The sequence below is a fragment of the Dictyobacter aurantiacus genome (genome assembly GCF_003967515.1).
Taxonomy (GTDB): Bacteria; Chloroflexota; Ktedonobacteria; order Ktedonobacterales; family Ktedonobacteraceae; genus Dictyobacter; species Dictyobacter aurantiacus.
Genome location: NZ_BIFQ01000001.1, coordinates 390558 through 416682 on the forward strand (window position 1 = coordinate 390558; position 26125 = coordinate 416682).

Annotated in this window: 16 protein-coding genes; 7 read left to right on the forward strand and 9 right to left on the reverse strand. The window is 51.6% G+C overall.

All coding sequences use genetic code 11. The features are described from left to right. Window positions 1–68: 68 nt before the first annotated feature. Window positions 69–1061: an aspartate carbamoyltransferase gene (gene pyrB, locus KTT_RS01585; RefSeq protein ID WP_126594317.1), complete on the reverse strand. Its 993-nt coding sequence runs from the start codon at window positions 1059–1061 to the stop codon at window positions 69–71. Between the two features lie 574 nt (window positions 1062–1635). On the opposite strand from pyrB, the gene KTT_RS01590 reads away from it, so the two are divergent. Both KTT_RS01590 and KTT_RS01595 read left to right on the forward strand, forming a co-directional pair. Further along, entirely contained in the window at window positions 1636–2391 is a 756-nt protein-coding gene (locus tag KTT_RS01590; protein ID WP_126594318.1) for a YIP1 family protein, read from the forward strand. A gap of 296 nt (window positions 2392–2687) precedes the next feature. Further along, window positions 2688–3623 (forward strand): Yip1 family protein, encoded by a 936-nt coding sequence (locus tag KTT_RS01595; RefSeq protein ID WP_126594319.1) that lies wholly within the window; start codon window positions 2688–2690, stop codon window positions 3621–3623. A gap of 32 nt (window positions 3624–3655) precedes the next feature. On the opposite strand, the gene KTT_RS01600 is transcribed toward KTT_RS01595, so the two are convergent. From KTT_RS01600 to KTT_RS37605, 4 genes are all read right to left on the reverse strand, one after another. Next, entirely contained in the window at window positions 3656–4078 is a 423-nt protein-coding gene (locus KTT_RS01600; RefSeq protein ID WP_126594320.1) for an RHS repeat-associated core domain-containing protein, read from the reverse strand. Between the two features lie 433 nt (window positions 4079–4511). Beyond that, window positions 4512–8972 carry a DUF8189 domain-containing protein gene (locus KTT_RS01605; RefSeq protein WP_160145577.1) on the reverse strand — a complete coding sequence of 1487 codons (4461 nt, stop codon included), beginning with the start codon at window positions 8970–8972 and terminating at the stop codon, window positions 4512–4514. A 1051-nt stretch (window positions 8973–10023) separates the two neighbouring features. Then, window positions 10024–10485 (reverse strand): hypothetical protein, encoded by a 462-nt coding sequence (locus KTT_RS01610; protein WP_126594322.1) that lies wholly within the window; start codon window positions 10483–10485, stop codon window positions 10024–10026. 237 nt (window positions 10486–10722) lie between these two features. After that, complete coding sequence (locus tag KTT_RS37605; protein ID WP_371864890.1) at window positions 10723–11016, reverse strand: RHS repeat-associated core domain-containing protein; 294 nt, start codon at window positions 11014–11016, stop codon at window positions 10723–10725. 63 nt (window positions 11017–11079) lie between these two features. On the opposite strand from KTT_RS37605, the gene KTT_RS01620 reads away from it, so the two are divergent. Beyond that, window positions 11080–11412, forward strand: coding sequence for a hypothetical protein (locus KTT_RS01620; protein ID WP_126594324.1), 333 nt, complete (start codon window positions 11080–11082; stop codon window positions 11410–11412). Between the two features lie 495 nt (window positions 11413–11907). Here KTT_RS01620 and KTT_RS01625 read toward each other — a convergent pair whose 3' ends face one another. The 4 genes from KTT_RS01625 to KTT_RS36640 form a co-directional block, all read right to left on the reverse strand. After that, on the reverse strand, window positions 11908–13527 hold the full coding sequence (locus tag KTT_RS01625; protein WP_126594325.1) for a glycosyltransferase family protein: 1620 nt from the start codon (window positions 13525–13527) through the stop codon (window positions 11908–11910). A 287-nt stretch (window positions 13528–13814) separates the two neighbouring features. Then, on the reverse strand, window positions 13815–14147 hold the full coding sequence (locus KTT_RS01630) for a toll/interleukin-1 receptor domain-containing protein (protein WP_160145578.1): 333 nt from the start codon (window positions 14145–14147) through the stop codon (window positions 13815–13817). Between the two features lie 359 nt (window positions 14148–14506). Then, complete coding sequence (locus KTT_RS01635; RefSeq protein WP_371864835.1) at window positions 14507–15892, reverse strand: solute carrier family 23 protein; 1386 nt, start codon at window positions 15890–15892, stop codon at window positions 14507–14509. 323 nt (window positions 15893–16215) lie between these two features. Beyond that, the gene (locus KTT_RS36640) at window positions 16216–16965 is read right to left on the reverse strand and encodes an FKBP-type peptidyl-prolyl cis-trans isomerase (RefSeq protein WP_218030807.1); all 750 of its coding nucleotides are present in this window, start codon (window positions 16963–16965) and stop codon (window positions 16216–16218) included. 172 nt (window positions 16966–17137) lie between these two features. Here KTT_RS36640 and KTT_RS01645 point away from each other — a divergent pair, with 172 nt between their 5' ends. The 4 genes from KTT_RS01645 to KTT_RS01660 all read left to right on the forward strand — a co-directional run bounded on the left by KTT_RS01645 (window position 17138) and on the right by KTT_RS01660 (window position 26027). Then, window positions 17138–19684 (forward strand): Eco57I restriction-modification methylase domain-containing protein, encoded by a 2547-nt coding sequence (locus KTT_RS01645; protein WP_126594328.1) that lies wholly within the window; start codon window positions 17138–17140, stop codon window positions 19682–19684. A gap of 98 nt (window positions 19685–19782) precedes the next feature. Beyond that, window positions 19783–22230 (forward strand): Eco57I restriction-modification methylase domain-containing protein, encoded by a 2448-nt coding sequence (locus KTT_RS01650; protein WP_126594329.1) that lies wholly within the window; start codon window positions 19783–19785, stop codon window positions 22228–22230. 343 nt (window positions 22231–22573) lie between these two features. Further along, window positions 22574–25222 carry a DUF8815 domain-containing protein gene (locus KTT_RS01655; RefSeq protein WP_126594330.1) on the forward strand — a complete coding sequence of 883 codons (2649 nt, stop codon included), beginning with the start codon at window positions 22574–22576 and terminating at the stop codon, window positions 25220–25222. 46 nt (window positions 25223–25268) lie between these two features. Continuing rightward, complete coding sequence (locus KTT_RS01660; RefSeq protein ID WP_126594331.1) at window positions 25269–26027, forward strand: SIR2 family NAD-dependent protein deacylase; 759 nt, start codon at window positions 25269–25271, stop codon at window positions 26025–26027. The last annotated feature ends 98 nt before the right edge of the window (window positions 26028–26125 follow it).

Below are 26125 nucleotides of genomic sequence, written 5' to 3' on the forward strand. Positions count from 1 at the left end.
CTCCACGCACCCGAGATCTCAGTCACGTCTGGAGCGGCCCATACGTAGTTACGCTATAGTGTATTGATTTATATTCTGCCCAGAACCAGGGCCAGTAAGGCCATGCGCGTATAGACGCCATTTCTAATCTGTGAACGGAGATAGACGGCTCGCTCATCCGCGTCTACGGCCGGATCAACCGATGCGACACGCGGCAAGGGATCCATTAAGATCATGTCTTTGCTGGCATATTTGTTCAGCAGCTCTGGGGTCGCGACGACGATCTCGCTCTGCGCCTGGCGGTACTCTTCAGCAGAGGCGAAGCGCTCTTTCTGCACGCGGGTCCAGTACCAGAAATCGCAGTCCTGCGGGATGTCCTCTTCGCGATGGATCTCGATCAGGCGGATGCCACGATCCTGCAGACTGACAAAATCATCGCGCGAGAGCTGCAGTTGTCGCGGCGACAGCACATACATGGTGTTATTTTCATACAGTGAGAGTCCACGCAGCAGTGAGTGGATGGTGCGACTGTTCAGGGCATCCCCGGCCAGCAGACCGGTCAGATTATCCAGGCGTCCAAAGCGCTCATAAAGGGTATACATATCCAGCAGGGTCTGGGTGGGATGCTCGTTGTTGCCGTCACCGGCGTTGATAACCGGCACAAAGCTGGCCGCTCGCGCCGCCTGCTTCGCCGCGCCAGAGATGCGATGCCGCAGCACGATCGCGTTGGTGTACGCCTCCATCACCTGGATGGTGTCCTCGAAGGTCTCACCCTTGCTGACCGAAGAAAAGGCTTCCGGATTCTGCATCTCGATGGTCTGGCCACCCAGGCGCTTGACGGCCGCCGAAAAAGAGCTAAACGTACGGCTCGATGGCTCAAAGAACAGCAGACCCACCAGTAAACCTTCGAGCAGCCGCGATGGCTCGTTGTTCTCAGCGATGCGCTTCATCTGACGTGTCACAGTAAACAATGTATTGAGATCCGCTACCTCGAATTGATCGAAGGATACAATATCTTTCCCTTTAAAGTCTCCATGGATCATCTCAATATCTGTTTGTAGATGAGATATAGCCTGGAACATATAACCTCCCCTTAACAGTCGCGACGACAGGTTGATAGGTCATCCTTTTCTGCCTCTACAATCAACAATGGCGAGTTGCCCATTAAAGTAGAGGAGGAGCCTCTTCTTACCGCGCAGCTTGCGCATGCAAAAAAAAATTCCTCACCCCTGGAATGAAAGGGGTGAGGAAAAAATACTTTTCCTATGAATAACAATACCGGGTCCGTCATGGAAATGAAGCGATCGACATATCTTTTGTGATATGTTTTCGATCTGCCATTGCCTGTTTTTTCCCATGCGGATACCCTGCCTTTATTTTTTACTAGTTTTGGGAACCAATTCAAATTGCTAAGAGTATACCTTATACATTTCATCGATGTCAAGCGTAATTGGTAACAACTTTGTGGGGCCGGCTATGGAAAAAACCACTACTCCCTCACCACTCTACGCCACTATGTACATGATCAGAGATTAATCAACCTGAGTTTTTATGTTGTGCTCATTTTTTATTGCTGTATTTAAATCTTGTTGTTAGAATGCGGGAAGCAAACTTTTAGCGCTAATAATCGCCAAAAACAGAAAAGAAGGATTCATTATGTCTTACAATCCTGATCAAGGAAGCTATCCTGGAGCTTTTCCGCCGGGAAGCGGCTATGAACCATATGGACCTGGTGACGTTACAGAAACACCCTCACAACCTTTACCATTGCGCGAGGCCGTCTGCCAGTTACCGATTCAGTATTTCAGGGTACTCACCAGGCCGAACGCGAGCACCTTTATGCGAGAAAAAGGCAAGGCCGCCTGGAACATCATCTGGGCACAGGTTCTTATGCTGACCGTAATTTCGGCTATCTTCACCATTCTCAGGATCATTATCCTGCCACCAACCAGGGTAATCCCCATCCGCAACGGTAGCGTTTTAAATTCTATGTTGATGGCACTTCAGGCGATTAACTCACTTGGACCAGCCTTCGAAGTCATCGTCTATGTGATCTGGGCGGTTGTAGCTTTCTTCCTTAGCACCAGCATCAATTATCTGATCGCCAGGATCTTTGGGGGGCGAGGGACATTTAAGCAATATAGCTATAGCAGCTTATTGATCTCTACACCGCGAAGGGTAGCCGATGGCTTGATCGGATTGATCCCTATCGCGAGCATAAATGCGCTGTTCATTATGGGAACCTTTGTTTATCAGGTTATTTTGCAGATTTACATGACGATGGCGGTCCATCGCCTGCGTGGTGGTCGCGCCACCATGGCTGTCTTGCTCTTGCCCATTATTATAGTTATTCTGGCCTGTATCGCCGCGTTCCTGATCGTCGCCATGCTTCTCGCCAGCCTCCACAAATAAAAATCTATCGCCATTTTTCACGATATAATTAGCAAGCTAACCACTATAACTATAGCTCGAACCCCACAGACTGTAGATAATCTGTGGGGTCAATGAACCTGTACGACATCCTCTTCAAAAATAAACCAATTCCGTTACTCGATACCGATGCATATATTCTGGCAATAACACGTGAGGGCGTTAATATTGACTCATCCTTAGATTGAATTATTTTTATTTTCATATTAAAATGATTTCAGACAGGTCTTTTAGCAATTATTACGTTCTGTTCCATATAGAAGAGAGAAGGGTGTACGATGTCTTACGATCCTAATCAGGGCAATAATCCTGGTTATAATCCACCACCGCAAGGCGAAAATCCCGGTGGCTATCCGCCACCGCAGAGCCCATATACCGGCTATGGCACCCCACCACCTTCGCAGGAAGGCTACCCTGGCGGCTATCCTCCTCCCCCGCAACAGGGTGGGTATCCCGGCTATCCCCCACCTTCGCAGGAAAGCTACCCCGGTGGCTATCCCCCTCCACAGCAAGGCGGTTACTCACCTTATGGACCTGGTGGCTACAACGAACCACCGGCCCAGCCTCTGCCACTGGGTGATGCCATCCGGCAGCTGCCAGCACAGTACCTCAGGGTCACTACAAAACCGGGCGCCAATACCTTCGCCATGGAAAAGGGTAAAGCCGCCTGGAACATCGTCTGGGTGCAGTTGGTTTTCCTGGCCATCGTAACAGGGCTTCTCACCGCCATTTCTACAGTAATCGCCCTGCCCAATGCGTTGAATAGCTTCAACAACAGCAATCTTCCAGCCTCCACAGCGGAGCAGATGAGGACAATCTTTGCCACCCTTCCTGTTCCAATTGGAATCGGCTCAGTCATCCTGACAATTGTCGGATTTTTCATCGGCACAGGAATCTTATTTCTGATCGCCAAGGCTTTTGGTGGACAGGGAACATTCCTGCAATACGTTTATAGCTACTTGCTGTTTGAAGTTCCGCTAGGAATTCTCAGCTCACTGCTCGCGCTAATACCTATATTGGGATCGCTGGCAGCTCTAGCGCTGGGTATCTACCGCATTATCTTGCAGGTATACATGACAATGGCGGTCCATCGTCTGAGCGGTGGCCGAGCCACTATGGCCGTCCTGTTACTGCCAATCATCGGTATCATTCTTGCCTGCATCTTCGTCATCATACTGGTTGCCGCCGTCTCTAGAAGCATACCCAGCCACTAATCAGTAACACATAGGGCAGAGCTTACCTCTAGCTACTGCCACCAAAGAGAGGTGAACGGGTTGTGGTTGTTAACCCGTTCACCTCTCTCTTTGTGCCGGGTCCAGCGACCAACGTGGCTATCATAGTAGCGGATACCGAACTTGATGAGCCCGGTGGTGCTGTCGTAGTAGCCGCTGACGTAGCCCCAGGAGTTGTAGACTCCGCTCTGTACGCTCTTGCTGCCGTAGTTGCCGAAGGGATCGTAGCCGTAGCTGGCCACGATGGCTCCTGTGCTGTCGGTCATGGCCACCACCGAATCCTGGCCGTCGAAGAGGTAGTAGTAGGCCTTGCCGGCTGAGGTGCGCTCGCTATTGAGCAGACCGCAGCTACAGCGCACGTACTCGTAGTTCGTGCTCCCCACCTTTTCGCTGCTCAGGCCCAGATCGGCGTAGATCGTGTTAGCAAAAGTATACAAACTAAGCCCTTCGATTTTTGTATATTGAATAGAGAGAGGGCAATAAAGGCAAAACCTATTCTTTTGTCCACTTTATGCCGTAATAAATAGATAATCCAAATTGTGTTGCACATATACCAGCAAGCACGAGGTCTTGCCTCTGAAAAGCAAGCAATCCTAATGTTACGGTAGTGACAATTAGAATTCCAACTGGGAGCGGCAGCGTTTTTTTCTGTCTATCCATATATTCCTCTCTTCAGAGTATATTTGTAGTATCAGTTATCAATAAGAGCTCGAAGTTGTTGCTTCGAGCGGAATGCAAAACATCAATATGCCGATTTTGTCTTTACACTTGTCTCAACTGGTAGAATGTGAAAAGACTTTTCACATTCTACCAGTTGAGACAATTAAAGGCTTATTGATGTATTTCTAAACACAAACCCAAGAAAGAAGATCAAGAAAACCAGCTACCTGGTAAAAACTGCCCTGTAAAAGGGGGGATTGGGAGTACCAAAGCTACTGGACTCGCGTAAAAGGCCAAGCTTCCATCTTTGCTAAGACCTTGCTCAATCGTTAATGTGGCGCCCACTGCTGGATTCGCGAATGAAGCAATCGTTATAAGTTGAGCACAAGGTGCAGGAAAGAGTACCTTTACGATCAATCCTGAATAATAACCAGACACTCGAATTTTATTCACATCACAATAATCTGCTCCATTCATATCAACATAGTTGACAGGATTATTTCCTGCATATTCATACGGGTTGGCTTTGAGCGTTTCGGCGAGGCTGCCGCCAACGGGGGTGCGCTGGGTCCAGCGACCGACGTGGCTGTCGTAGTAGCGGATACCGAACTTGATGAGCCCCGTGGTGCTGTCATAGTAGCCGCTGACGTAACCCCAGGGGTTGTAGACTCCGCTCTGCACGCTCTTGCTGCCGTAGTTGCCGAAGGGATCGTAGCCGTAGCTGGCCACGATGGCTCCTGTGCTGTCGGTCATGGCCACCACCGAATCCTGGCCGTCGAAGAGGTAGTAGTAGGCCTTGCCGGCTGAGGTGCGCTCGCTATTGAGCAGACCGCAACTGCAGCGCACGTACTCGTAGTTTGTGGTCCCCACCGTTTCGCTGCTCAGGCCCAGGCCACTGTAGACGGCGGTATTGCCGGTGTTGGTGACCCGATCGGTCTGGTTGCTGCCACTGTAGCCGTAGATGTAGTTGGTAGAGGTACCCGAAGCCGTTCCACTCCCGCTGATGTCCTGGTTGGCAGCGTTGTAGGTGTGCGTCTGGGCGTGGGTCAAGGGTCCAGAGCCGCTACTGCCGTTGGTGACCGAGGTCAGGTTGCCGTTGCCATCATAGTTATAGGTCGCCGACCCGCTGTTGCTGCCAGTGGAACTGCCCGAGGTCAGCTCGTTGTCAGCATTATAGCTCATGGTGGCATCGAAGGTCGAGGCACCGGAATAGGTACGCGTCAGGTTGTTGCCGTTGGCATCGTAGCTCAGCGTCCAATGCTGGTTCGGGTTCTGCACGTCGATCAACTGATTCTTACTGTCATAGCTTCGGGTCGCCGTGACCGAAGAACTGTAGTTGTTGACGCTATGAACCGTTATCGTTTGCATCAGCTCCGTCTGGACATTCTGGGAGTTCGTGTAGGTATAGCTGTAGCCGGTCAGCGGCGTACTGACCTGCGACGAGCTGCTACAGGTGAGCCCGTTCATCTTGCCCCCGACGTTGTTGGTCTCGCGACCCGCGGCATCGTAGGACAGCAGCATGCCGATCTGGTTGGGATAGATGATGCAGGTGCGGCGATTGGCGTTGTCATAGCCATAGCTGCTGGTCGCACTGCCCGGATCCTTCAAGCTGGTCATGCGATTGGCGGCATCATAGCTATAGGTCGTGGTACCTGTCCCATCGTTGAGGCTGGTCAGGTTGCCTACCTTGTCGTAGCCCGAGATCACTTTGGTCGCGTTCGGCAGGGTCTTCTGGGTCAGGCGGTTGAGCTCGTCATACTGGAAGCTGGTGATGCCGGTGGCATCCGTCTCCGTCAGCATGTTGCCGTTGTCGTCGTAGGTGTAGCTGACCGATGAGGCATCGGCGTAGGTAATCGAGCGCACCCGGTCCAGATTGTCGTAGGTATAGCTGGTCTTGTGGCTGTTGCCGTCCTGCAGCCAGGTGACGCGGCTGGTCAGTGTATCGGGCTGCAGGGTCGTCTTGCCCATCGGTGCCGGCGGGGTGACCGAAGTCAGATTGCCATGACTATCGTACCCGAACGTAGTGGTGTTGCCATTGGCATCTTTCTGGGTGCTGACCGTCCCATTACTGTTATAGGTATAGGTCAGGCCCTTGCCGGTGGTATGATCGTTCACCGTCAACATATTCCCGGTACCATCATAGGTATAATCCGTCTGATTGTTCTGGGCATCGGTTGACGAGCTGGGATAGTAGGGGGTTGTGCCAGCTGTGTTGTAAGCATAGCTGGTGGTTGCACCCGTAGGGTCCTGGCTCTTCGAGAGATTATTGTAGCCGTCGGTCGAGAACGTCAGATTGGAAAAGTCGTTGAGCGCATCGCCGTACTGATTGATGTTATAGGTCGCGGGATCAATCTTTTGCGATGAAGTGTGCTCCAACGCATCTTTGCTGTAGGCGGGTTGGAACTGCGTGTTGTAGGCGACCGTGGTGTTGTGCCCATTGGCATCGGTGACCACCGTACAGGGCAGGGCCGACTGACCCGAGGGTACGATGCCGCTACACGCGCTGTCCGTGCTGGCATGGTAGGCAAAGCTGGTCTGGCCATGCTGCGCGGTGGGATCGGTGATCGTCGCCACCTGCCCGCTGGTGGTGTAGGCGATGTTGGTGGTGTGGTTCAGCGGATCAGTGATGCTGGTGAGCTGCTCACTGGCATTGTAGCCAAAGGTGGTCACCTTGCCATTGAGGTCTGTGATCGTGGTCAGATCGGCACCACTGTAGCCATATTTGACGGTGCGGCCGCTGGGATCGGTGATCTGCGTGATCTGGCCGTCGCCATCGGCCTCGTACTGGAACGTGGTGGTGCGTCCCTGCGTATCGACCGCGGAATCGACCAGGCGGTTGTCGGTCGCGTTGTAGTTGAAGGTGATGCTGTTGTTATTCTTGTCGGTGATCTTCTGCAGCTGGGTTGAGCCGCTGGTAAAGGTATAGGTGGTCCCACTCTGGTGGAAGAAGATCGTCGACTGCTGGGTATCAGCGTGCCAGACCAGGTCCGCATTCATACCGGGAGGGGAGACCCAGCCATTACTTCCGGGTGTAAAGGTCCAGGGATGACCCGTTGGATCGGTATAGGTCTCAGAACCATCGGCATTGTCAAGGATATTCACCGAGTAGCCGAAGTTCGAGCTCCAATTCTGGCCGTGCGTGGTCCAGGTGTTGCTCTGGCTATTGTAGATGCTCCCCAGAGAGAGATCGATGCCCGTACCCGCGATATGCAGGTCATTGGTAGTGAGCACCAGGTTGCCGCTACCTTCATTGACCTGGAGATTGACGTAGTTATTGATGGTGTGGCTGGTGTAGCCATAGAAGGATGTCTGGCCTACGGCGCTGGTATTGCTGGCGACCATCGGCGTCAACTGGGCGAATGGGCGCCAGGTGGTGGACTGCGCCGTCGCCGTTCTGGTTGCCATGGTCGGTTTGGCGCTGGCGGCGTGCATGACGTTGGGCCCCACGCTCAAGAAGCTATCCTGAATCTGATCCTGCGCATTGAGCGCCAGGACCTCAGGTTCGCCGGAGCGTGTCAGCGCCAGGGTCACCTGCCCGTGCACTTTCTGACTGGCTGGATTGAGCTGTTTCCAGGTGGTGGACTTCCCCTGCAAGACGAGCACATTATCCTTCGCATCCTGCGCAAAGAGGAAGCGCGTGCCATCGCTGCTCACGGCAGACTGCAGTGAGACACTGCCTTTGGGCGCCTGCCCAAGAGCGGTCAGGCTCGTCAGGGTTCCTGTACTCTGGTAGATCTTGCCGGTATTACTCAGGGCCAGCAACGTGAGTGCGCCCTGACCATCAGACTGCAGCACGGGAACAGCTGAGAAAGAAGTCCCGCTCGGCGCGGCCATCCGTGACCACGTTGTGGCTCCTGATCGTTGTGTATAGAGAGCATGGTCTGTTCCAACCACCACGGTTAGCAGAGATCCATCCGAGGTCTCGGTGACCACAGGTGTGCTGGTCAGTGCTGGTGTTCCTTGCGGCGTAACCGGTGTGAAGCCTCCCCAGGTCGAGCCGGTTGCGCTCTGTTTCTTTTGATACAAGACATGATCGGCCCCGATCACAGAGAGCATCAAGCTTCCATCCTTTTGCGGCGTCAGCACCGGCTGGCTGGTGATAGCTACGGCCGGTTTCCCAAGCAGCTGCCACTCGCCCCACATCCCCTGTGTCTGCGTCAGGCTGTAGAGCTGATGATCACTCCCCAGGGCGACCAGCACCACATTCCTGGCGGCATCCTGTGCCGCGGCTAGTGTTCCCGTGAGCGCGACCGGGGCAGGCTTTGCGATGGCCTGCTGGGTGCTCCATCCCTTGCTCACCGTTCCGCTCACCTGCGTGATGGTGTAGATGCGAGCATCGCTGCCGATGGCGAAGACGGTCAGGCGGTTATCCGCAGAGTGAACTGTGGTCAGCGATGAGGGGAGCAGGTGTGGCTTGTTCGAGTTGACGACCGTCCGTTGCTCTGCCGGCTGTTGTGAGAGACCGACATGGTTGGTCTGCATACTGCTCAAGCTCGCGGCATAGGCTGAGGGAGCCAGCGTGGCCAGGTTAGCCAGGGCAGTCAGGGTCGTGAAGATAACAGCTAAGGCGATGCGCAGCCAGAGGCCACCACGCCAGAGCAAGCGTACCGCGGCGGCACAGCGAGCACGCAACTGCTCAGCCTCCGGGTGCGACATGCGTGATTTGGGCATACAAACCCTCCTGTACGGCAGAAGCGCGTACATACATAGGAAGACAAACAGCAATGATATGTGAAAACGAAGCATGACAAACAACACATGGCAGTAACCAGGCATGTGGGGGTTCGCCGTTATGGCTTCGAAACACAACATAATGAGGGCCAGTGCATCCGTACATGGCCGGAGAAAGGGCGTCATGCTCCTTTAACTATTGACGAGAATGAGGTGAAGGAAGGAAAATCGTTTAAAAGAGACAGCTGGCACTGCCATCTCCTTCTAGACGTTAAATAGATAAAGACGTCCTTCAGGAAACATCCAAATCAAAAAAATAAAGATATGCTACTTTACCATTCCGTTGATTGAAAGAAACGGTTGATGTTTTTTTTATCAACATTTGCGTTAAGTACACTATATAGTATAAATAAGCACAATGATAAAAGTCAACCTTATATGTAAATATATTTATTTTTTAATCTTTTTCTAATATTCCTTCTAGAAGGCTAATTGTTCGATAAAAAATTAAAAACATCATTTGCTATTCGTGTTATAAATAGAAATGGCGAAGTGAGAACAATAGTTTTCGGAGTTTGGAGATCGAGGTAAAGCAGAACCCATGGCAGGGATAGTTTCTATGGGAAAAAGAGTAACTGCTTCTCATTGGTGATGTCTGAAGAAGCTTTGGTCATTCACCGCTCTATTTCACTATCCGGGCCTCTGGTTCTCATCGCTGCTTGTGGAAACCACATAGAAATTGAGAGACTTCTCCGTTTGAAAACCTCTCAAAGGACATTGTCAGGCATCCTCTTGAAACCGTCCATGGCTGTTGTGAAAGAGCATAGAGATGACTCCGATATTCAGGCGCATATCAGGCTCACGGCAGCAGTATGATACTGGTCCCGATACGGCGGCAAACCTTCAATCGTGTCATACCTATCTGGCAAAGCACACTGCTTGGTAAGTGGTCATCTGTAGCACATAGAGTAGGATCACTAAAAGTGGGATAGATCCTACTCTTCTGAGAAGCGGCAAAAGCATTTTTATATAAAAAATATACTTTTTCACCTTAGACTTTTTCTAAACCGATAATATCTTGCAGTACACCTGTCAGTGGTTTCGTGAAGGGAGTGCTATGTACATAGCACTGTGGATTGCAAAGGTCGCGAGTAGGATGGTAGAGGAGTATTCCTCCCTGCGTTGCTTGTAGAGATGTCAAAACCTCTTCCGGAGTAGAGATAGAGAGGTGACGCTGTGCCTGATGGCAAAAATGCTCCCAGCACCAGGCAGTAGTCGTAGTGATAGTATACACGCCCTCTGCCTGTTTCCGTGCTACGCAGGCGGCTGCAAGTTGGGTGATCCGCTGCTCGCTCACATTACTCCACCTGGTTGCCCGATCAATGGCTTCAAGGATATCAAAATAGTGATCGATTTCACAGAGGGCTGGATATCCGCATTCCAGACACGGTTGCACTAATTGATGATGGCGTTGCCATGGACGGTAATGAGCCTCAACTAAAACAGTGTTCATCGATGGACTTCTTTCTCTTTTCATATTCGCTTGGGCAACATCGTCCAACTCTGGACAATCCTGTACTCATTGGGGAACACCCATAACTGCTCTCCCCAGAGAGTAAACGCCTATCGAAAAACCAACGATAGCTACCACTACACCAAAACCCGCTTCTGCTGTAGCTATGCCTGCGACACCTATAGGGTAGCCCACAGAAGCGATCCCTAAATCTGCTGGTGCCCATTTATCATGAGTCTATACGTTACATGCACCACTCGGATCCACTTCATTGACAGGATCATTATCCGCATAGACAGTCGGGTTGACTTTAAGCATTTCCGCGAGGCTGCCACCCATCGGTGTTCTTTGGGTCCAGCGACCAACCCGACCATCGTAGTACCGGATGCCGAACCTGGTGAGCCTGGTGGTGCTATCGAAGTAACATGCGTAATTTGGGCATGCAAACCCTTCTGTACGACTGAAAGACGTACACGAATGAGAAGATAAACAACGATGATATGTGAAAACGAAGCACGGCAAACAACACATAGCAATGACCACGTATGTGTGGATTCTCCATTGTGGCTTCGAAATACCTCAAAATGAGGGCCAGTGCATCCATACATGGCCGGGGAATTGCGTCATGCTCCTTTAGCTATTGATGAGAATGAGTTGGAGGTGATGCATAAAAGAGGTAACTGGCATGTTACCTTCCCATACACGCCTGGTTATGGAAATAAAACCTCAGGAAACATTCAAATCAATAAAATAGAAAGTATGTTATGCAAGCTCCATAGTACTGAGAAAGCTACTGCTGCTTCTTTAGCACCAGATGTATTACTATATTATGTAGTATATAAAAGCAGGAGTATAAAAGTCAACCCTTCATGGAAACCTATTTATTTTTCTAACATTTTACATGGAAAGTTATTTTCTCGCACTTAAAAGAAAAAAGCTCATCAGTATACACATGCTACAAATATTGTCAACAGGATGAAGATAAGTGCTTCGGCTTGTTTCTTCTGAAAGTCCCTAAATCTTTCCAGCTCCTTGGTGCGCTGTAACCGCTCTATGATAAGCTGCATCACAAAATCATCTATCTCACTACACTTGATGGTAAAAGAGGCTTTCTTCCTCTCCCCCTGCTCTCAAAGAGCGCGTAGAACGCATACGGGATCGGGGATGCCCCGAGAATGTGATCATGGGCGCCACCATGCACAAAGCCTTTGCGTCCGTGCTCTAACGTGGCTCAGGGAGCCACGTTAGAGCACGGGGGGAGGTGGTTTGTTTTGTCTCCACGGGAGGCAAAACAAGAAAAAACGAGAAGGCAAGCAAATCGAACAAAGGGCTTAACAGTGCTTCCAGCATCTAGAAGCTGGCACATCTCCCAGGATGAGCCTCTATCTCACCCCAGAAGGCCTGACGAGCAAATAACCCATCCTAAGAGTTAGGTGGGATGGGTTGATAGATGGTGTACCCGGGCACGGAAAAGACCCGGTAGGAGAGGTGCTGGTCCTGGAATCGGCGCTTCACGATCCCCGTCAAATCCTTAATATCTTTCATGGATATATAAATCGTTGAGTCAGGCGACGCAGGAATCACATAAGATGCGTAGGGATCGCGCTGGGCCGCCGTCAAATAGGGCGTATACTTATTTTGAAAGAGCCGCAAAGTGTGATCATTGGCGTGATTATAGATGTACGAGGCGCCAGTAACCTGCTCATTGCTATAAAAAGCGATCCGATATGTGAACCAGTATTCCGCATAGATATGCGTAACATGGTGCGCCTGCAGGGTCTGCACAGTTGCCTCGGCGGATTGCTTGGACGCTTTCGCCAGAGGAAGCTGAGTGACCGCGAGCCAGCTGCCATAGACATAAATCGCCAGCAATAAAGTCAAACAGGCAACGCAGGACGCTCGCAGTCCCACAACGGTCCAGCGACGTCTGCCCAGCGAGGAGTTCCGCAATCTGGTCCCTCCGGCCCACAATGGCCACAGCAACGCCGGAAATCCAATCCAGGTTCCGAGCAGATAGCGGGCATTCCCTCCCGGACCAGTTAACACAGGCATACTGCGCAGATAGGGCACAACCACTCCCACAACACCCAACAAGAGCAGGAGATGGGCGGTCAGGCGCACGATATGCTGGTGTTCGGTCAGGGTGAGCACATGTTTCTTGCGCCAGAGCATGAACGCCTTCCCCAGGGCAAAGAGGCCTATCCCACCCGATGCCAATCCCAACGCGCCAAAGAAAAGAGACCAGCCAGCGCCTAGCGCCATACAATGAGAAGACCAGTCGCTTTCAAAACCCCAGTAATGCAAAAAGAGATATTCCGATTTATGGCAGGTGGGCTCGCCACTGATGATCGGGAAGCTGATAGTAAACGTATTGAGAATCTGCTCCTTTAACGTGTGAAGCGTGAGCGGGGCCTTGCCAACAATAGAAAAAAGGACGGTGAGCGTATCATGCCCTGGTTGTGCACCCACATTATAGATGATCAGCGGCGTACTTCCGATGAGCAAGCCAGCCAGGAGGGCGATCAGCCCACCCTTCAACAGCAGTTCACGCCAGCAAAAAATGAGCAGCAACAGACCGCTACAGGCGATCCAGGGTATGATGGCGCTATAACTCCAGAGGCCAACACTGATGGCTACCGCCCACAGAAAAAAGCAAAGATATTGGAGCAGATGCTGCTTTTTTCCTTCTGGAAAAGGGTGGAATGCCGGCCAGAGAACCACCGTAAAGGCCAGAGCGACAAATAGTTCAACTTCAATATAGCCACCAATAGCAACCAGCTGCCGTGACAATATGGCGGTCGAACCAAACCCAAAGAGTGCCACCATCCAAAGCGCGAACTGCTCTGTATAGATTTGACGAACAAACAGATACAAAAAGACGAGGAAGCCGACGTAGAACAGGGTCATGCCCAGGCGCAACGCGAAAACAGAGCTGCCCATAAAGGAAAAGAGCATCGCCCCGATGTACGCCTCCAGGACCCCCATATAATCCTGACCATAAAAAACAACAGGACGCTCCCCTTGCTGAATATGCCGGGCCATGATACCCATGACCCCTTCATCAGCGTTGAAATAGGGCCAGTTATAATAGGCAAGCACCACACGGAGAGCAATAGCAATAAGTAGAATAAGGGCAAGAAAAATATAATGCGGCTTTATAGTGATCGTAAATTTCCCCAATGTATCCTATTTTAGCAGTATTCACAGGATGAAAATTGCTATATCCTTTCTCAAAGTCATAAAAATGATACAGCCCATTTTATTGTATAGCAAGAAGTGTACCCATAAAAGGCTAATAGCAATATATCTCTACAGAATAGAAGTTTTTTTTACAAAGCAGACGAAGCAGTAAAACGAGGGGGAAGAGAACCATACGACGAGAGGGAAACATAAAAAAGACTCGATTGCCAATCACATGGCCTGAGAATGACAGGAATAACTTGTGCTTCATGATTTTTATAGCGATCAAGTGTTATTTGCATTTCGACTTCATAACAATAATCGGATGAAAGAGAGTCAGGGCTTACAAGGAGCAGAATGATATCAGCATTTTTAATATGTTGATCCAACCCTTGAAATCGAGAACTACCTGCTACAATTTTACGATCATGCCATCCTTTAATAAGACCCTCACGTTTCAATTGCTCAAGGTGTTTTTCCAAGCACGCTAACATATCCCAATCATCTTGAGCGTAGGGAAAAAGAGAGTTATAATCATGCCCATGTTAAATGTTGCCCTTAAAAAGTATTATTATTACTCATTATATATGTCATTCTAGCATATTGATGTTTAAGTAAACCAATAAAAAGGCATCCTAGATTACCAAAATTTCCTAAGCGATATAGTCAACTTGCAAAAAACACAACAACCATTATGCTGCTGATCTCTAGGGCTTCCTGGATTTGGAGACCACTCTACTAGGGTCTGGATAAAAGTAGAGCAATGACCACAGAAGCTGGCTGTGAATTACTACAGCCAGCTTCTGTGGTCATTGCTCAGTATCTTAACCTATTTTTTATATTAATTGCTTGATTTTTCCTCTAGAGGCTTGCTAGCTGGTTCTGTCCCGACAGCTGCATCGGCAAAGACCGCTTCATCAGGCTGAGAATTGCGCTCTTTCAAAATCTGGTAGAGGATGATAGAGGCAAAGGTGGCCAGGCCAATGCCATCGATGGCAATGGTGCCAAACTGAACGGCAAGCCCGCCCGTCATGCCAGCGCCGATAACCAGGGCCACGCCAGCCGGAATGAGATTGCTGCTCTTCGAGAAGTCTACCCTGTTCTCAATCCAGATGCGTCCTCCCGTGACAGCGATAAGACCAAAGAGCACGATGGAAAGCCCACCGAACACACCGCTGGGTATGGTGCCTACAACGGCCCCAAACTTCGGACAAAAGCCGAACAGGATGGCGATGCAGCTGGCGATCACAAAGATAAGCGTGGAATAGACGCGGTTGACCGCCATCACGCCGATATTTTCAGCGTAGGTCGTCACACCCGTGCCACCAAAAGAGCCAGCCAGGATCGTGGCTACAGAGTCTCCCAGAAACGCACGGCCCAGGTATTTGTCAAGGTTGTGCCCGGTCATGGCTCCGACCGCCTTGATGTGTCCGATGTTTTCAGCGGCCAGAATGATGGCGACGGGGGCGATAATGCTGATGGCATTCGTGTGAAAGACGGGTGTCGAAAACTGCGGCAACCCTATCCACGCGGCCTTACTGACCTGGGTAAAATCGATCCTGGGGCCGATACCGGCTAATCCAAAGAGAGCATACACGACATATCCCACGATGCCGCCGATCAAAATGGGCAGCCGGCGCAGCAGGCCAGGAGCATAGACGGAAACCAGGGCCACAGCAATAATGGTGACCAGCGCCATCCACGCGTCAAAGGACGTGGTGGCCGCCTGCTTGATGGCGGAAACCGAGAGGTTGAGACCTATCACCATGACAACCGTACCTGTAACAACCGGGGGCATGAGATAATCTAGCCACCGGTATCCTGCTAGCAACACGGCTATCGCGATGATGGCATACACCACTCCGGCCGCGATAATACCACCCAGGGCTACCGAAATATTGGGATTGGGTCCTGTTCCCAGTGGATGGCCCGTCGCGGTAGCGACCACCCCGAGAAAGGCGAAGCTCGAACCGACATAGCTGGGTACGCGTCCTCCAACGAACAGGAAAAAGATAAGGGTGCCGATGCCGGAAAAGAGGATCGCTGTATTAGGAGGGAAGCCCATCAGAAGAGGGGCCACGACGGTCGAACCAAACATCGCCAGCACGTGCTGGAAGCCCAGCAACAAACTCGGTCCCCAAGGTAATCGTTCGTCGGGGGCCACGATTCCACCGCTCGTATTCACCTTCCAGCGGGGAAAATACCTGGTTTTACTATCCATTGTCATTCCTTTCTCCCAGGACAAATCAATAAGTGCAGAGTAAGTACATAAAAAAACTCATCCACCTGGGATGAGAAGTAGAAGAGAGAACCTTGTCTATAGAATGGCCCAATTAATTAAACTTGTGGCAGTATATGTGCTCTGCAGGCAAAAGTCAAGCTACGCTATTTTGAGTATGTCTGACTCTCGTCATCATGGGGGCACGCCAGCGCCTCCGCACAGGCGTCCGCTGTGCGGCCGCCCTGTCTTTGTGCGTGGTGCAACAGGGGCGCGCATGCGCGCCCCTGTTGCACCACGCACAAAACAATGTGTCTGAAAAAAACCGCTGTTTAGCCGGTTGGGGAGCTCTGTTGTGGTGGCTGCGTAAAGGCGACCGCGGTCACGTCAAAAATGAGGGTCGCGTTGGCAGGGATAATCACCTTGCCACTCTGGTCCTTCTGCGCACCGGAGCCATAGCCCAGGCTGGGGGGAATGATCAGGCGACGCGTCTCGCCAATCTTCATGCCGGTGACGCCGTCTTCCCAACCTTTAATGACCTGTCCCTGTCCAAGGGTTACGGCGAACGGCTGACCACCATGATCATAGCTACTATCGAATTTCTTGTTGGTGCCTTTAATCCAACCGGTATACTCAAAAGCAACCGTGCGGCCGCTCTGAATGGTATCACCATCGCCGGCTTTGATAATTTGATACTGCACCCCCGAAGAGGTCTTCTGCACAGGGCTCGTCACCTGGGGAGGAGTATCCGGGCCTTTGGGATTGGCCTTGATCAAGGATTGTACATTGGCGGTGGCCTGAGCGTTGACCGCGTTGGCGGTCTGGGTGGATTGCGCGACCACCGCGTTGGCCGTCGCGGTCGCGTGCGCGTCGGCACGGGCGGCTTGATCACTGCTCTCGCGAGCAGCCATTATGGCCCATGTTACGGCGGCAATCAAGATTAGCAGCGCGACGACACCGCTAATTACTAACTGTCTGCGACGGGCGCGACGTCGCTTCCGTAGCTCGCGCTCCCGCTGGCGCTGCCCCGGACGGCCGGCGCCCGATGGGGAAGAATTTAGATTTTTCGTAGTCTGGGTCACGGAACAATCTTCTCCTCTGGATGATAGGCATAATCATAGCAGGTCGAGGTTACCACTAATTTACATATCTGACAAGGGGTAGAAGCAAGTGAAACACTCACAGTATGCTTCTTCTTGACATTCTTGCTAAAATAGACTCAACTATAGTACTACTCGGTTAAGGAGTATCCATGTGACTGAGTTGTCGTCTATGCATTATCCATCCTCTAGTTCGGAACAGCTGAACAAAAGGTTTTACCATCAGTTTAAGTCTGAACATGCTTATGCCGTCAGACAACTTCGTGGTGCACCAGATGAAGCTGAAGGACACACCTATATCACCACGCTCCTCCTCCGATTGATGGTCCTGTTTTTTCTGCAAGCCCAGGGATTTCTTGATCACGATCAACGGTATCTCTTGCATTACCTTCAACTGGCCCAGCAGCGCTCAGGTTCCGACTGCTTCTTTCGTGAATATCTGTTGCCCCTCTTCACGACATTGTATACGGGTCAGCCCACTACAGCACATCACAGCTCTGGCCATTTGCCACGAGTAGAGATCCCGCTTTTTCTGCCAGAGGCACTGGAATTACGCTCTCCTCACCTCAAACTATCAGATGCCACTTTCTTTCGACTGTTTACCTTTTTGCACACTTACCAATGGAAACTTGATGACCAATCCGAACCGGAAAATAATGCGCTCCGGCCCTCGATTCTGGCTTTTATCTTTGAGCACCACTGTGATCAAAAGCTAACAGGGACCTACTATACGCAGGACGATATCGCGTTCTATATCACCAGCAATACGATCCTGCCGCGTTTGTTTACGCTGGTTGCCGAAGATCAGCCGGAGGATTTAGGGGAGCAAGCACCGTGCTGGCAACTACTCAGCGAACAGCCCGATCGCTATATCCCGATGGCGATACAGACAACAAGCTATCTGCCAGAAGAGACTGAGCGTGAGTATGCATATCGCCAGCAGCGCTATCGCGCTCTTTTGTCCAAACTCAGGACTGGCTCAATCCATGATATTGTAGATCTTACCACCAATGGCCTGGATCTGCAACGCTTTCTGATTGATATCCTCTCGCGTAGCCAGAAGCTGACTTTCTTACAGGCCTTTTTACGGCGGCTACAGCGGCTTACGGTGCTGGATCCTACCTGTGGATCAGGGGCATTCTTGCTGGCTGCGACCAGGCTTCTCTATCCGCTCTACACCTGTTGCCTGGAGCAGATAGATCTGCTTGCAAGCACATCACAGGTCCTCTGTGGTGACGATACTTCCCAACAGTTCGCAGAGGTAACATCGGGCACGGAAGCTCCTCAAGCAGCAACTGTGGGGTGTGTGCTCCCACGCCCGGCAGCCATTATGCGTACGATCCTGTCCTTTAATCTCTACGGAGTAGAGCTCCTGCCAGCAGCCAGTGAGATTTGCCGCCTGCGTCTCTACCTGGCCCTGCTGGCATCGATCAGTCAGATTGAGAATGTGCCCCCGATGAGCGCGCTGCGCCTGCATATTCGAACCGGCAACGCGCTGGTCGGAGAGATACGCCGCACTGGCCCCATACCGCCTCAGGGGTCTGCACCAACCTTACACCATCCGCCAGCGTTTCACTGGCATTTCGAGTTTCCTCAGGTATTTAGCAGGGGTGGATTTGATGTTATCATCGGGAATCCTCCCTACCTGGAACACAGCAAGATCAGACATGAGTACGCGGTTCATGGCTATGAGGAGACGAGCTGTGGCAACATCTACGCCGCCGTTATCGAGCGTTCCCTGGCGCTGTGTAAACCAGGCCAGGGACGGCTGGGATTCATTGTGCCGATCAGCCTGTGCGGCGCGCAGCGCTTTGTCGCGCTGCGCCAGAGCCTGTTGTCGATCAGCACCACCCTGTGGCTGGCCAATTTTGAAATCTTTCCCTGCCGCCTCTTTGAAGGAGCCTTTCAACGCCTCTCGATCCTGCTGCTGCACGTGCAAAACAGTTCACGCGTCGCATCGGTCAGTACCCTCTACGTCACACGCATTCATCGCTGGTATAGTGCTGAACGCCCCTACCTGCTCGCTCTACTCATGTACACGAGTGTGCCATCTATGCCTACCGATTGGCCGCTTGTTTTCCCGAAACTGGCCGCGACCCAGCAAGCTCACCTGCTCAACCAGCTACGTCAGCAAACGCGCGGCATGGATATAGGAAAATCCATCACTGAACGGCCGAGCGATCATTTTATTTATTACCAGGAGGCAACCAATTATTGGACCAAAGCCGTCTGCCATATCCCGTTTTATAAGAAAAACGGGGTGGTTATGATCCCTCCTCACGGTCGCTTGCTCTATTTCGCGCGCAGGAATACTGCATTGAATGTTATGGCTGTCTTGAATAGTTCGTTATTCTATGTCTGGTTTGCCACCTACTCGGATGGCTTCCATCTATCCGATACCCTGGTCAAACATTTTCCGCTCAGCCAGGAGGTATTGGAGTCAACAGAACTGGCAGAGATGGCGGAGCAGTTGGAGGCAGAAATCCTGCGCAATGCTCGCCTGAGCACACGCAATACCAGGCGTAAACAGGGCACAGGCCATCAGATAGAGTTGGCCGAGTATTATATGCGTTTCTCCAAACCCCTGCTGGATGAGATCGATCGCCTGCTGGCCCGGCATTTTCAGTTGACGCCAGAAAACCTGGATTTTATCCTCCACTACGATGAAAAACATCGCATAGCGCGGCAAGGCAAGAGGTAGCCAATCACAAGAGATACGTATAGCACACTTTACGATTTTTTTATATTCGTTAATATTATAAAGTGTAAAATACATTTGCGACAGAACGGGATGAAGCTGTGCTTGATAGTGGACATGATTCAGCTTTTCAAAATATTGAGCAGATCATTAAGCTCTTCTACGAACGCTTTAAAGTTGAAAGGGCAACAGTTCAGCAACAGTTTGTTTGCGAAACTCCAGGTATTACGGTAGCCGAGCAGGAGCAACTGACCTCACTTCTCCTGAATCGCCTGATGTTCATTTATTTTCTGCAAAAGCAGGGCTTTCTCAATCGTGATCATCAATACCTTTCCCATCAGCTCCAGTTGACGCAGCAACGTTGCGGGCGTGATCACTTTTACCGCTCATTCCTACTTGCCCTCTTTCACGACATTCTGGGCAAGCCCGAACGCAGCACGGAGATGCTGGTCCAGTTCGGCCAAATTCCCTATCTCGGCGGTAGCCTCTTCGCAGTGCGGCCAATCGAGCGGCAGTATCCTGAGGTCTCCCTTCCCGACCACACGTTCGAGCGTCTGTTTGCCTTTTTTGATCTCTATCGCTGGTATGTAGATGAGCCAGCGGGACAGGAAAAGAGTCTGCTCACGCCCGATATCCTGGGCTATATCTTTGAGCAGTACGTCAATCAGCAGCAGATGGGGGCCTATTATACACGCGAGGATGTGACGACCTATATCGCGAATAATACCATTATCCCGGCCTTCTTTGATGCCCTGGCTCGCCGCCATCCCTGCGTTTTTGCTGCCGATGGCACGCTATGGCGCCTGGTACAGCAACAGCCAGAGCGCTATATCCACGAGATCCTGGCCGAGACGGATTATCTACCCGATGAAACACCACGCGAACATCTGCAACGCCTCCAGGTATACCAGCATCTGTATGCGCGGCTCGCGGCCGGTCATATCAGAGGCATCGACGACTTTATTACCTACAACCTGCGGATTCATCAATTCGCACGCGATGCTCTGCGCTCACTGGAAGATACTACTCTGTTACAGGACTGCTATCTGCAATTGCAACAGATGACGATCCTGGACCCTACCTGCGGCTCTGGCGCTTTTTTGCTGGCGGGTCTGCGTACCCTCCTGCCTTTGTACGAGACCTGCCTGGATCAGATGCAGCGTGTGAATGGACCTTCCATCTGTGACGAGCAAAAATCTGTACGTCGCGCCAGTATCCTCAAAACAATTATTACCAGGAACCTGTATGGCATAGATATCATGGAGGGGGCGGTTGAAATTTGTAAACTGCACCTCTTTCTTAAATTGATGGCGCAGGTCGCACACGCCGAGGATATCGAGCCACTCCCCGACATTGATGGAAATATCTGCGTGGGCAATACGCTGGCTGAGCTTCATATTCCGTGCCGCTCCATCTCCTTGCGGCAGATCACGGATGAACATGCTGGAACAGCCCTGACTCCCGGCTGGCAGCTGGCGTTCAGGCACATTCTGGAAGATGGCGGCTTCACCGTTATCATTGGCAATCCGCCCTATGTGGAGTACAACGAACAACGTTTTCCCTATAGCCTCGACCACTTTATCACACATGGGTGCGCCAATCTCTATACCTGTATCGTCGAACGCAGCAAGCAGTTACTTTCTCCACAGGGACGCCATGGCATGATCCTGCCTCTGGCCGCCTTTGCCACCAAAAATATGCAGCCATTTCTGAGCGCTTTTCGGTCCTGGTTTCCGGTGAGCTGGCTCTCCTTCTATCATTTTCGTCCCTCAATGCTCTTCTCTGGTGGCAAAGTCGCCAGTATCCCGACTACCATCTACCTGGCCAAACCCGATGGCCCAGTACAGCGCTACAGTACCCATTTGATGAAGTGGACCCACGAGCAGCGTCCGTTTCTCTTTACCCGCTTCCGCTATCACGCGATCAGCGCGCCCATCGACCCTTTAAACCGGCATTACTATCCAAAATTCAGCCACGCGTGCGAAGATAGTATCCTGGCTCGTCTGCTGACGCATAGACCTGTCAGCCACTATATCTCGCGCATCCCCAATCTCAATACTATGTTCTACCGCACCGCCGGGGGCTTATACTGGAAGGTCTTTGTAAACTTTCCCTGGCCCTACCATACAACCTCTAATAAACAATGCTTCTTTCAGGCCAACTTTGACCGCGATGTGTTTGTCGCGCTTTTCAATAGTTCGCTCTTCTGGTGGTACTACACAACCACGTTTGATACCTTTAATCTGAAAGACTATATGCTCTTCGGATTTCGCTTCAACTATCCAGAGCAGCCAGACCTCGTTGAGGCTCTACGCGAGCAAAGCGTGCTTTTGATGGCGGATTTTTGCCGACACGCCCGGCACCTCAAACGTGGACAGACCGGGAGCTATACCATCTATGCCCGTAAGTCGAAGCCCATCATCGATACAATAGATATACTGCTCGCTCGCCACTATGGCTTCAGTGACCAGGAACTGGATTTTATTATCAATTATGACATTAAATATCGCCTGGGTCTGACATACCATACAGAAAATGCTGACGAATAAGCCCAGGCGTTTCTATTGGTGGTACTAGACAAAAGCGAGCCAAAAATTTACTATTATATTACGCGTTGGATCTATACCATTTTGTCTCAAGAATAACCATAATTCGTCAGAATATGTCTATCGTTGCATGCGATGGTCCTTATGTAAGGGCATAGATATTCACCTGCTGGTGCTTAACTCATCCGTTGCCGGGGGGAAGAAGTTCGCAACCACTTAACTGTCACTCTTAGCGACGTTTTGACACTGTGGGAAAGGGCCATTTCGCATGCGTATCAGCCACATGAGCTGGCTCACAACCGTAAGCGCACAGAAAAGGGTTATATATAGCTGTATTGGAATATGCATGCTGATACTCATTAGCTTTGTCTTCTATCGCCTTTCCCTTTCACCATCGCCATCTCATTCCGCCAATGCGTCCATCCGACCAACCATAACCATCGATGCTGGCTTTGAGGATACCTACAGGAGCGGGTACTGGACGCCCGTCAGGGTGACTATCGATAATAGCGGACCAGCCTTTCAGGGTAAACTCTCAGTACAGACGTTTTCAGGCGGGGCCCATCAGCAGCGTATTGACATGCTCTCCCCATGGAGCTTTGAGGAAGCGGTAACCCTGGCCCAGGGTGCGCAGAAGCAATTAACGATCTATGCCCCCCACTATACAGGCAATTTGATTACACGTGGTTTCCTGGCTACCCTGCGTAATGAACGTGGACAAACGGTCAGCATACAGTCCAGCAAACAGGGTTATGAGGTACAGCCAGGAGATACGCTGGTCGGGGTACTGTCGGATAATGCGGATCTCGAACCACAATTAACAAGGATCACCTTGATTAATCAATCAGGCTCACTCAATGTATCACGCTTAGATGCCCATACTATGCCAACAATAGAGACGGCACTGGAAAATTTTGATGTGCTCATTCTAGATAATTTTGCCACCAATACATTGAGCACGCAACAGTTGGCAATGCTGCAGACATGGGTTAATCGAGGCGGCACCCTGATCGAAGTGGGCGGGCTCAACTGGCAGCGTACCCTGAGCTCCTTGCCAGCGCACCTGCTTCCCGTTGACGTACACGGCCTGGATCTGCTGCCCGCGGGCACACACCTGCAATCATTTAATGGCAATACCATAGTCCCGGTCACCAGCGATATTCCACCGAGCCAACCAACGATCAGTACCGCCCGGCTTGCGCGGCAAGAGGTCTTCTCTAACGTCCAGACCGTGCTCAGTAGTGCGCAGACACCTTTGATCGTGCAGGCACATCAAGGGTCGGGAGCGATCTACTACCTGGCCTTCGATCCCGCTGCGCCTCCGCTGGATAGCTGGAATACTTCGGCCAACATCTGGCAGATGATCATACAACGCGCACTGGGCGATCGGCTACTCATTTCTAGCGGCGCCCAGAGCTACGATGACGGTCCCGGTCAGATTTTGACGCGAGGGGGGCTGGTGAGCTTTCTCAACCCTGGCATGTCCTCCACCACCAATGTGCTGCTGTTCTTGCTGATAGGCTATCTGCTCTTCCTGGGGCCTGTCCGCATGTGGTACATCCGAAAACGGCCGGCCGCGCAGATGTACAATGGGCGCATCGTTCTCTCCAGCGTTCTAGTCTTTTCGGTGTTGACGTTTGGCATGGCAGGCTATGAGAAAGAGGCAGGCGTCACCAATAATAGTGTTTCCATGCTGCAGATCAACCAGGATGGGACGGCAGGGCACATCACGACGTACATGAGCGTGCTGGCCCCCAATCAGGGCGACCTCCACATGCAGATCCCAGGGGAGAATCTGAGTGAACCCATTGATATTCAGTACCTGGATCATAATTCGGCCATCAGCACCAGCCAGATGCCGCCTGGAGGCATTCCCACAAAGGTAACCTACAATCCAGATAATACCAGCCTGGCGTTGAGCAATAGCAATCTCTGGTCCGTCGATCCAATCGTCTCAGAACAGGATCTGCAGCTCCAGGGCCAGCTCTCCGGCTACCTGACTGTGCGCGATAACCATGTGCTGGGCAGCGTGCAAAATAACCTGCACACCGCATTGAGTGATGCATATATACTACTTCCACATACTTTTATCACCCTGGGACACATCGACGCGGGTCAGACGCGCAATTTCGATGTCCAGCTCCATGCTACCCGGCCGGTCTCGGAGCAGACCCTGGCTGACCAGATTGCGCACCAGGTCGGCTTGCCGGGACAATACTTCCCATTTCTACAAAAGGCACAACCCCAGACCGAGCTGCAAAAGCATATGGCCCTGCTTTCAGCCCTGAGCGGAGTGGGCTATAACTATACGGCCTGTGAAGGATCATGTATGACGCACGCCATTACCGGCAAAAATACCATCTATGTCACAGGTGGACAGATACCTGATCCAAACCTCAAAAATGATTATGATCCTTTGCTCATTCCCGACGCCCAGGCTACTTTTATAGCCTGGGCCGACCAGTCTCTGAGCGGACAGCCGCTCCCGACAGTCAATGATCAGACGCCTCAGGGCCAGCACACAATGTTTGTGCAGATGCCGATGAAGATTCACTACTCAGGTCTGGTGACCATTCCTCAGGATAGTGTCACCGGCAACGTTGTAGATATCGCCAGCTTTGATGCCGGTGCCATCCTGCCTGGCTCCTATACCCTGACCAGCGGCAATGTAAAATTTGAATTGGATCTTCCGGATGTGCCACGTCTCTACATCGGCGGCCTGACGATCACGATACCCAACCTGATTACCCATCCATCCGGACCCGGCTCTGGCATCACTACCTATAACAACAATATTACGGCCAAAATCTACAACTGGTACACCCAGAAATGGGAGCGCATGCAGACTAACGCGAATGATGCCTTTACGACCAATCAACCAGCGACATACACCGGACCCAACGGGCGCATCCTGGTTCAGGTGGGAAGTAAAAAAGCGACACAGATCTACTTTGGGAAACCGACACTCAGCATTAATGGAAACGCCATCCCATAAGCCATTGCCATGACAAATTCCCATTCTATCTGCTACAATAAGACGCATGTTTAGCCTGGAGGAACAAATACAAGACGCGGTCGAGCTGCTGCAGGAAGCGCACCAGATCGTCGCCCTGACGGGTGCGGGTATCAGTACTGAATCGGGTATTCCGGATTTTCGCAGCCCTGGCTCAATCTGGCAACAGGTGCCACCCGTCAATTATCGAGATTTTATCAGTAAGCCGGAGGCGCGCAGGCAATACTGGCAGACCCGCAGAGAACTATCGGGAAAAATGGCGGCCGCCCGGCCGAATGCCGCACACCGCGCGCTGGCTACGCTGGAGCGAGAGCAGCGTCTGCTCGGCGTGATCACGCAAAATTTCGATGGTCTGCATCAGGAAGCTGGAAATCGGCCCGAGCGGGTTATAGAACTGCACGGGACCTCACACCAGGCGGCCTGTACCCTGTGTGGGCGTCGCTCTTCAATGGCAGCCCTGCAGCGGCGCATAGACGCGGGCGAACCGGATCCAACCTGCGCGCATTGCGGCGGCTATCTCAAGGCCGCGACCATCCTCTTTGGCCAGCGGGTACCAGACGCTGAGCTTCAACGCGCGAAGGCGTTGGCCAATAGCTGTGACCTGTTTCTGGTCATCGGTTCATCGCTCAAGGTCGTACCGGCCTCTATGCTGCCGCGGCTGGCCCTGCGACGTAACGTTCCCATTATTATCATCAATCAGACCCCTACCTCACTGGATACGGTAGCGGACGTTGCCATCCATGCTAGCGCCGGACGCATCCTATCAACCCTGATCGCCCAACTCTAACTCTCCTTAGCAGCGCCTCTCCCCATTAAAGATCCCTGCTGGGATGACGATAGTGTCGTGTACAGAGATCTATACATGCCAAATGGTATTCATATCTT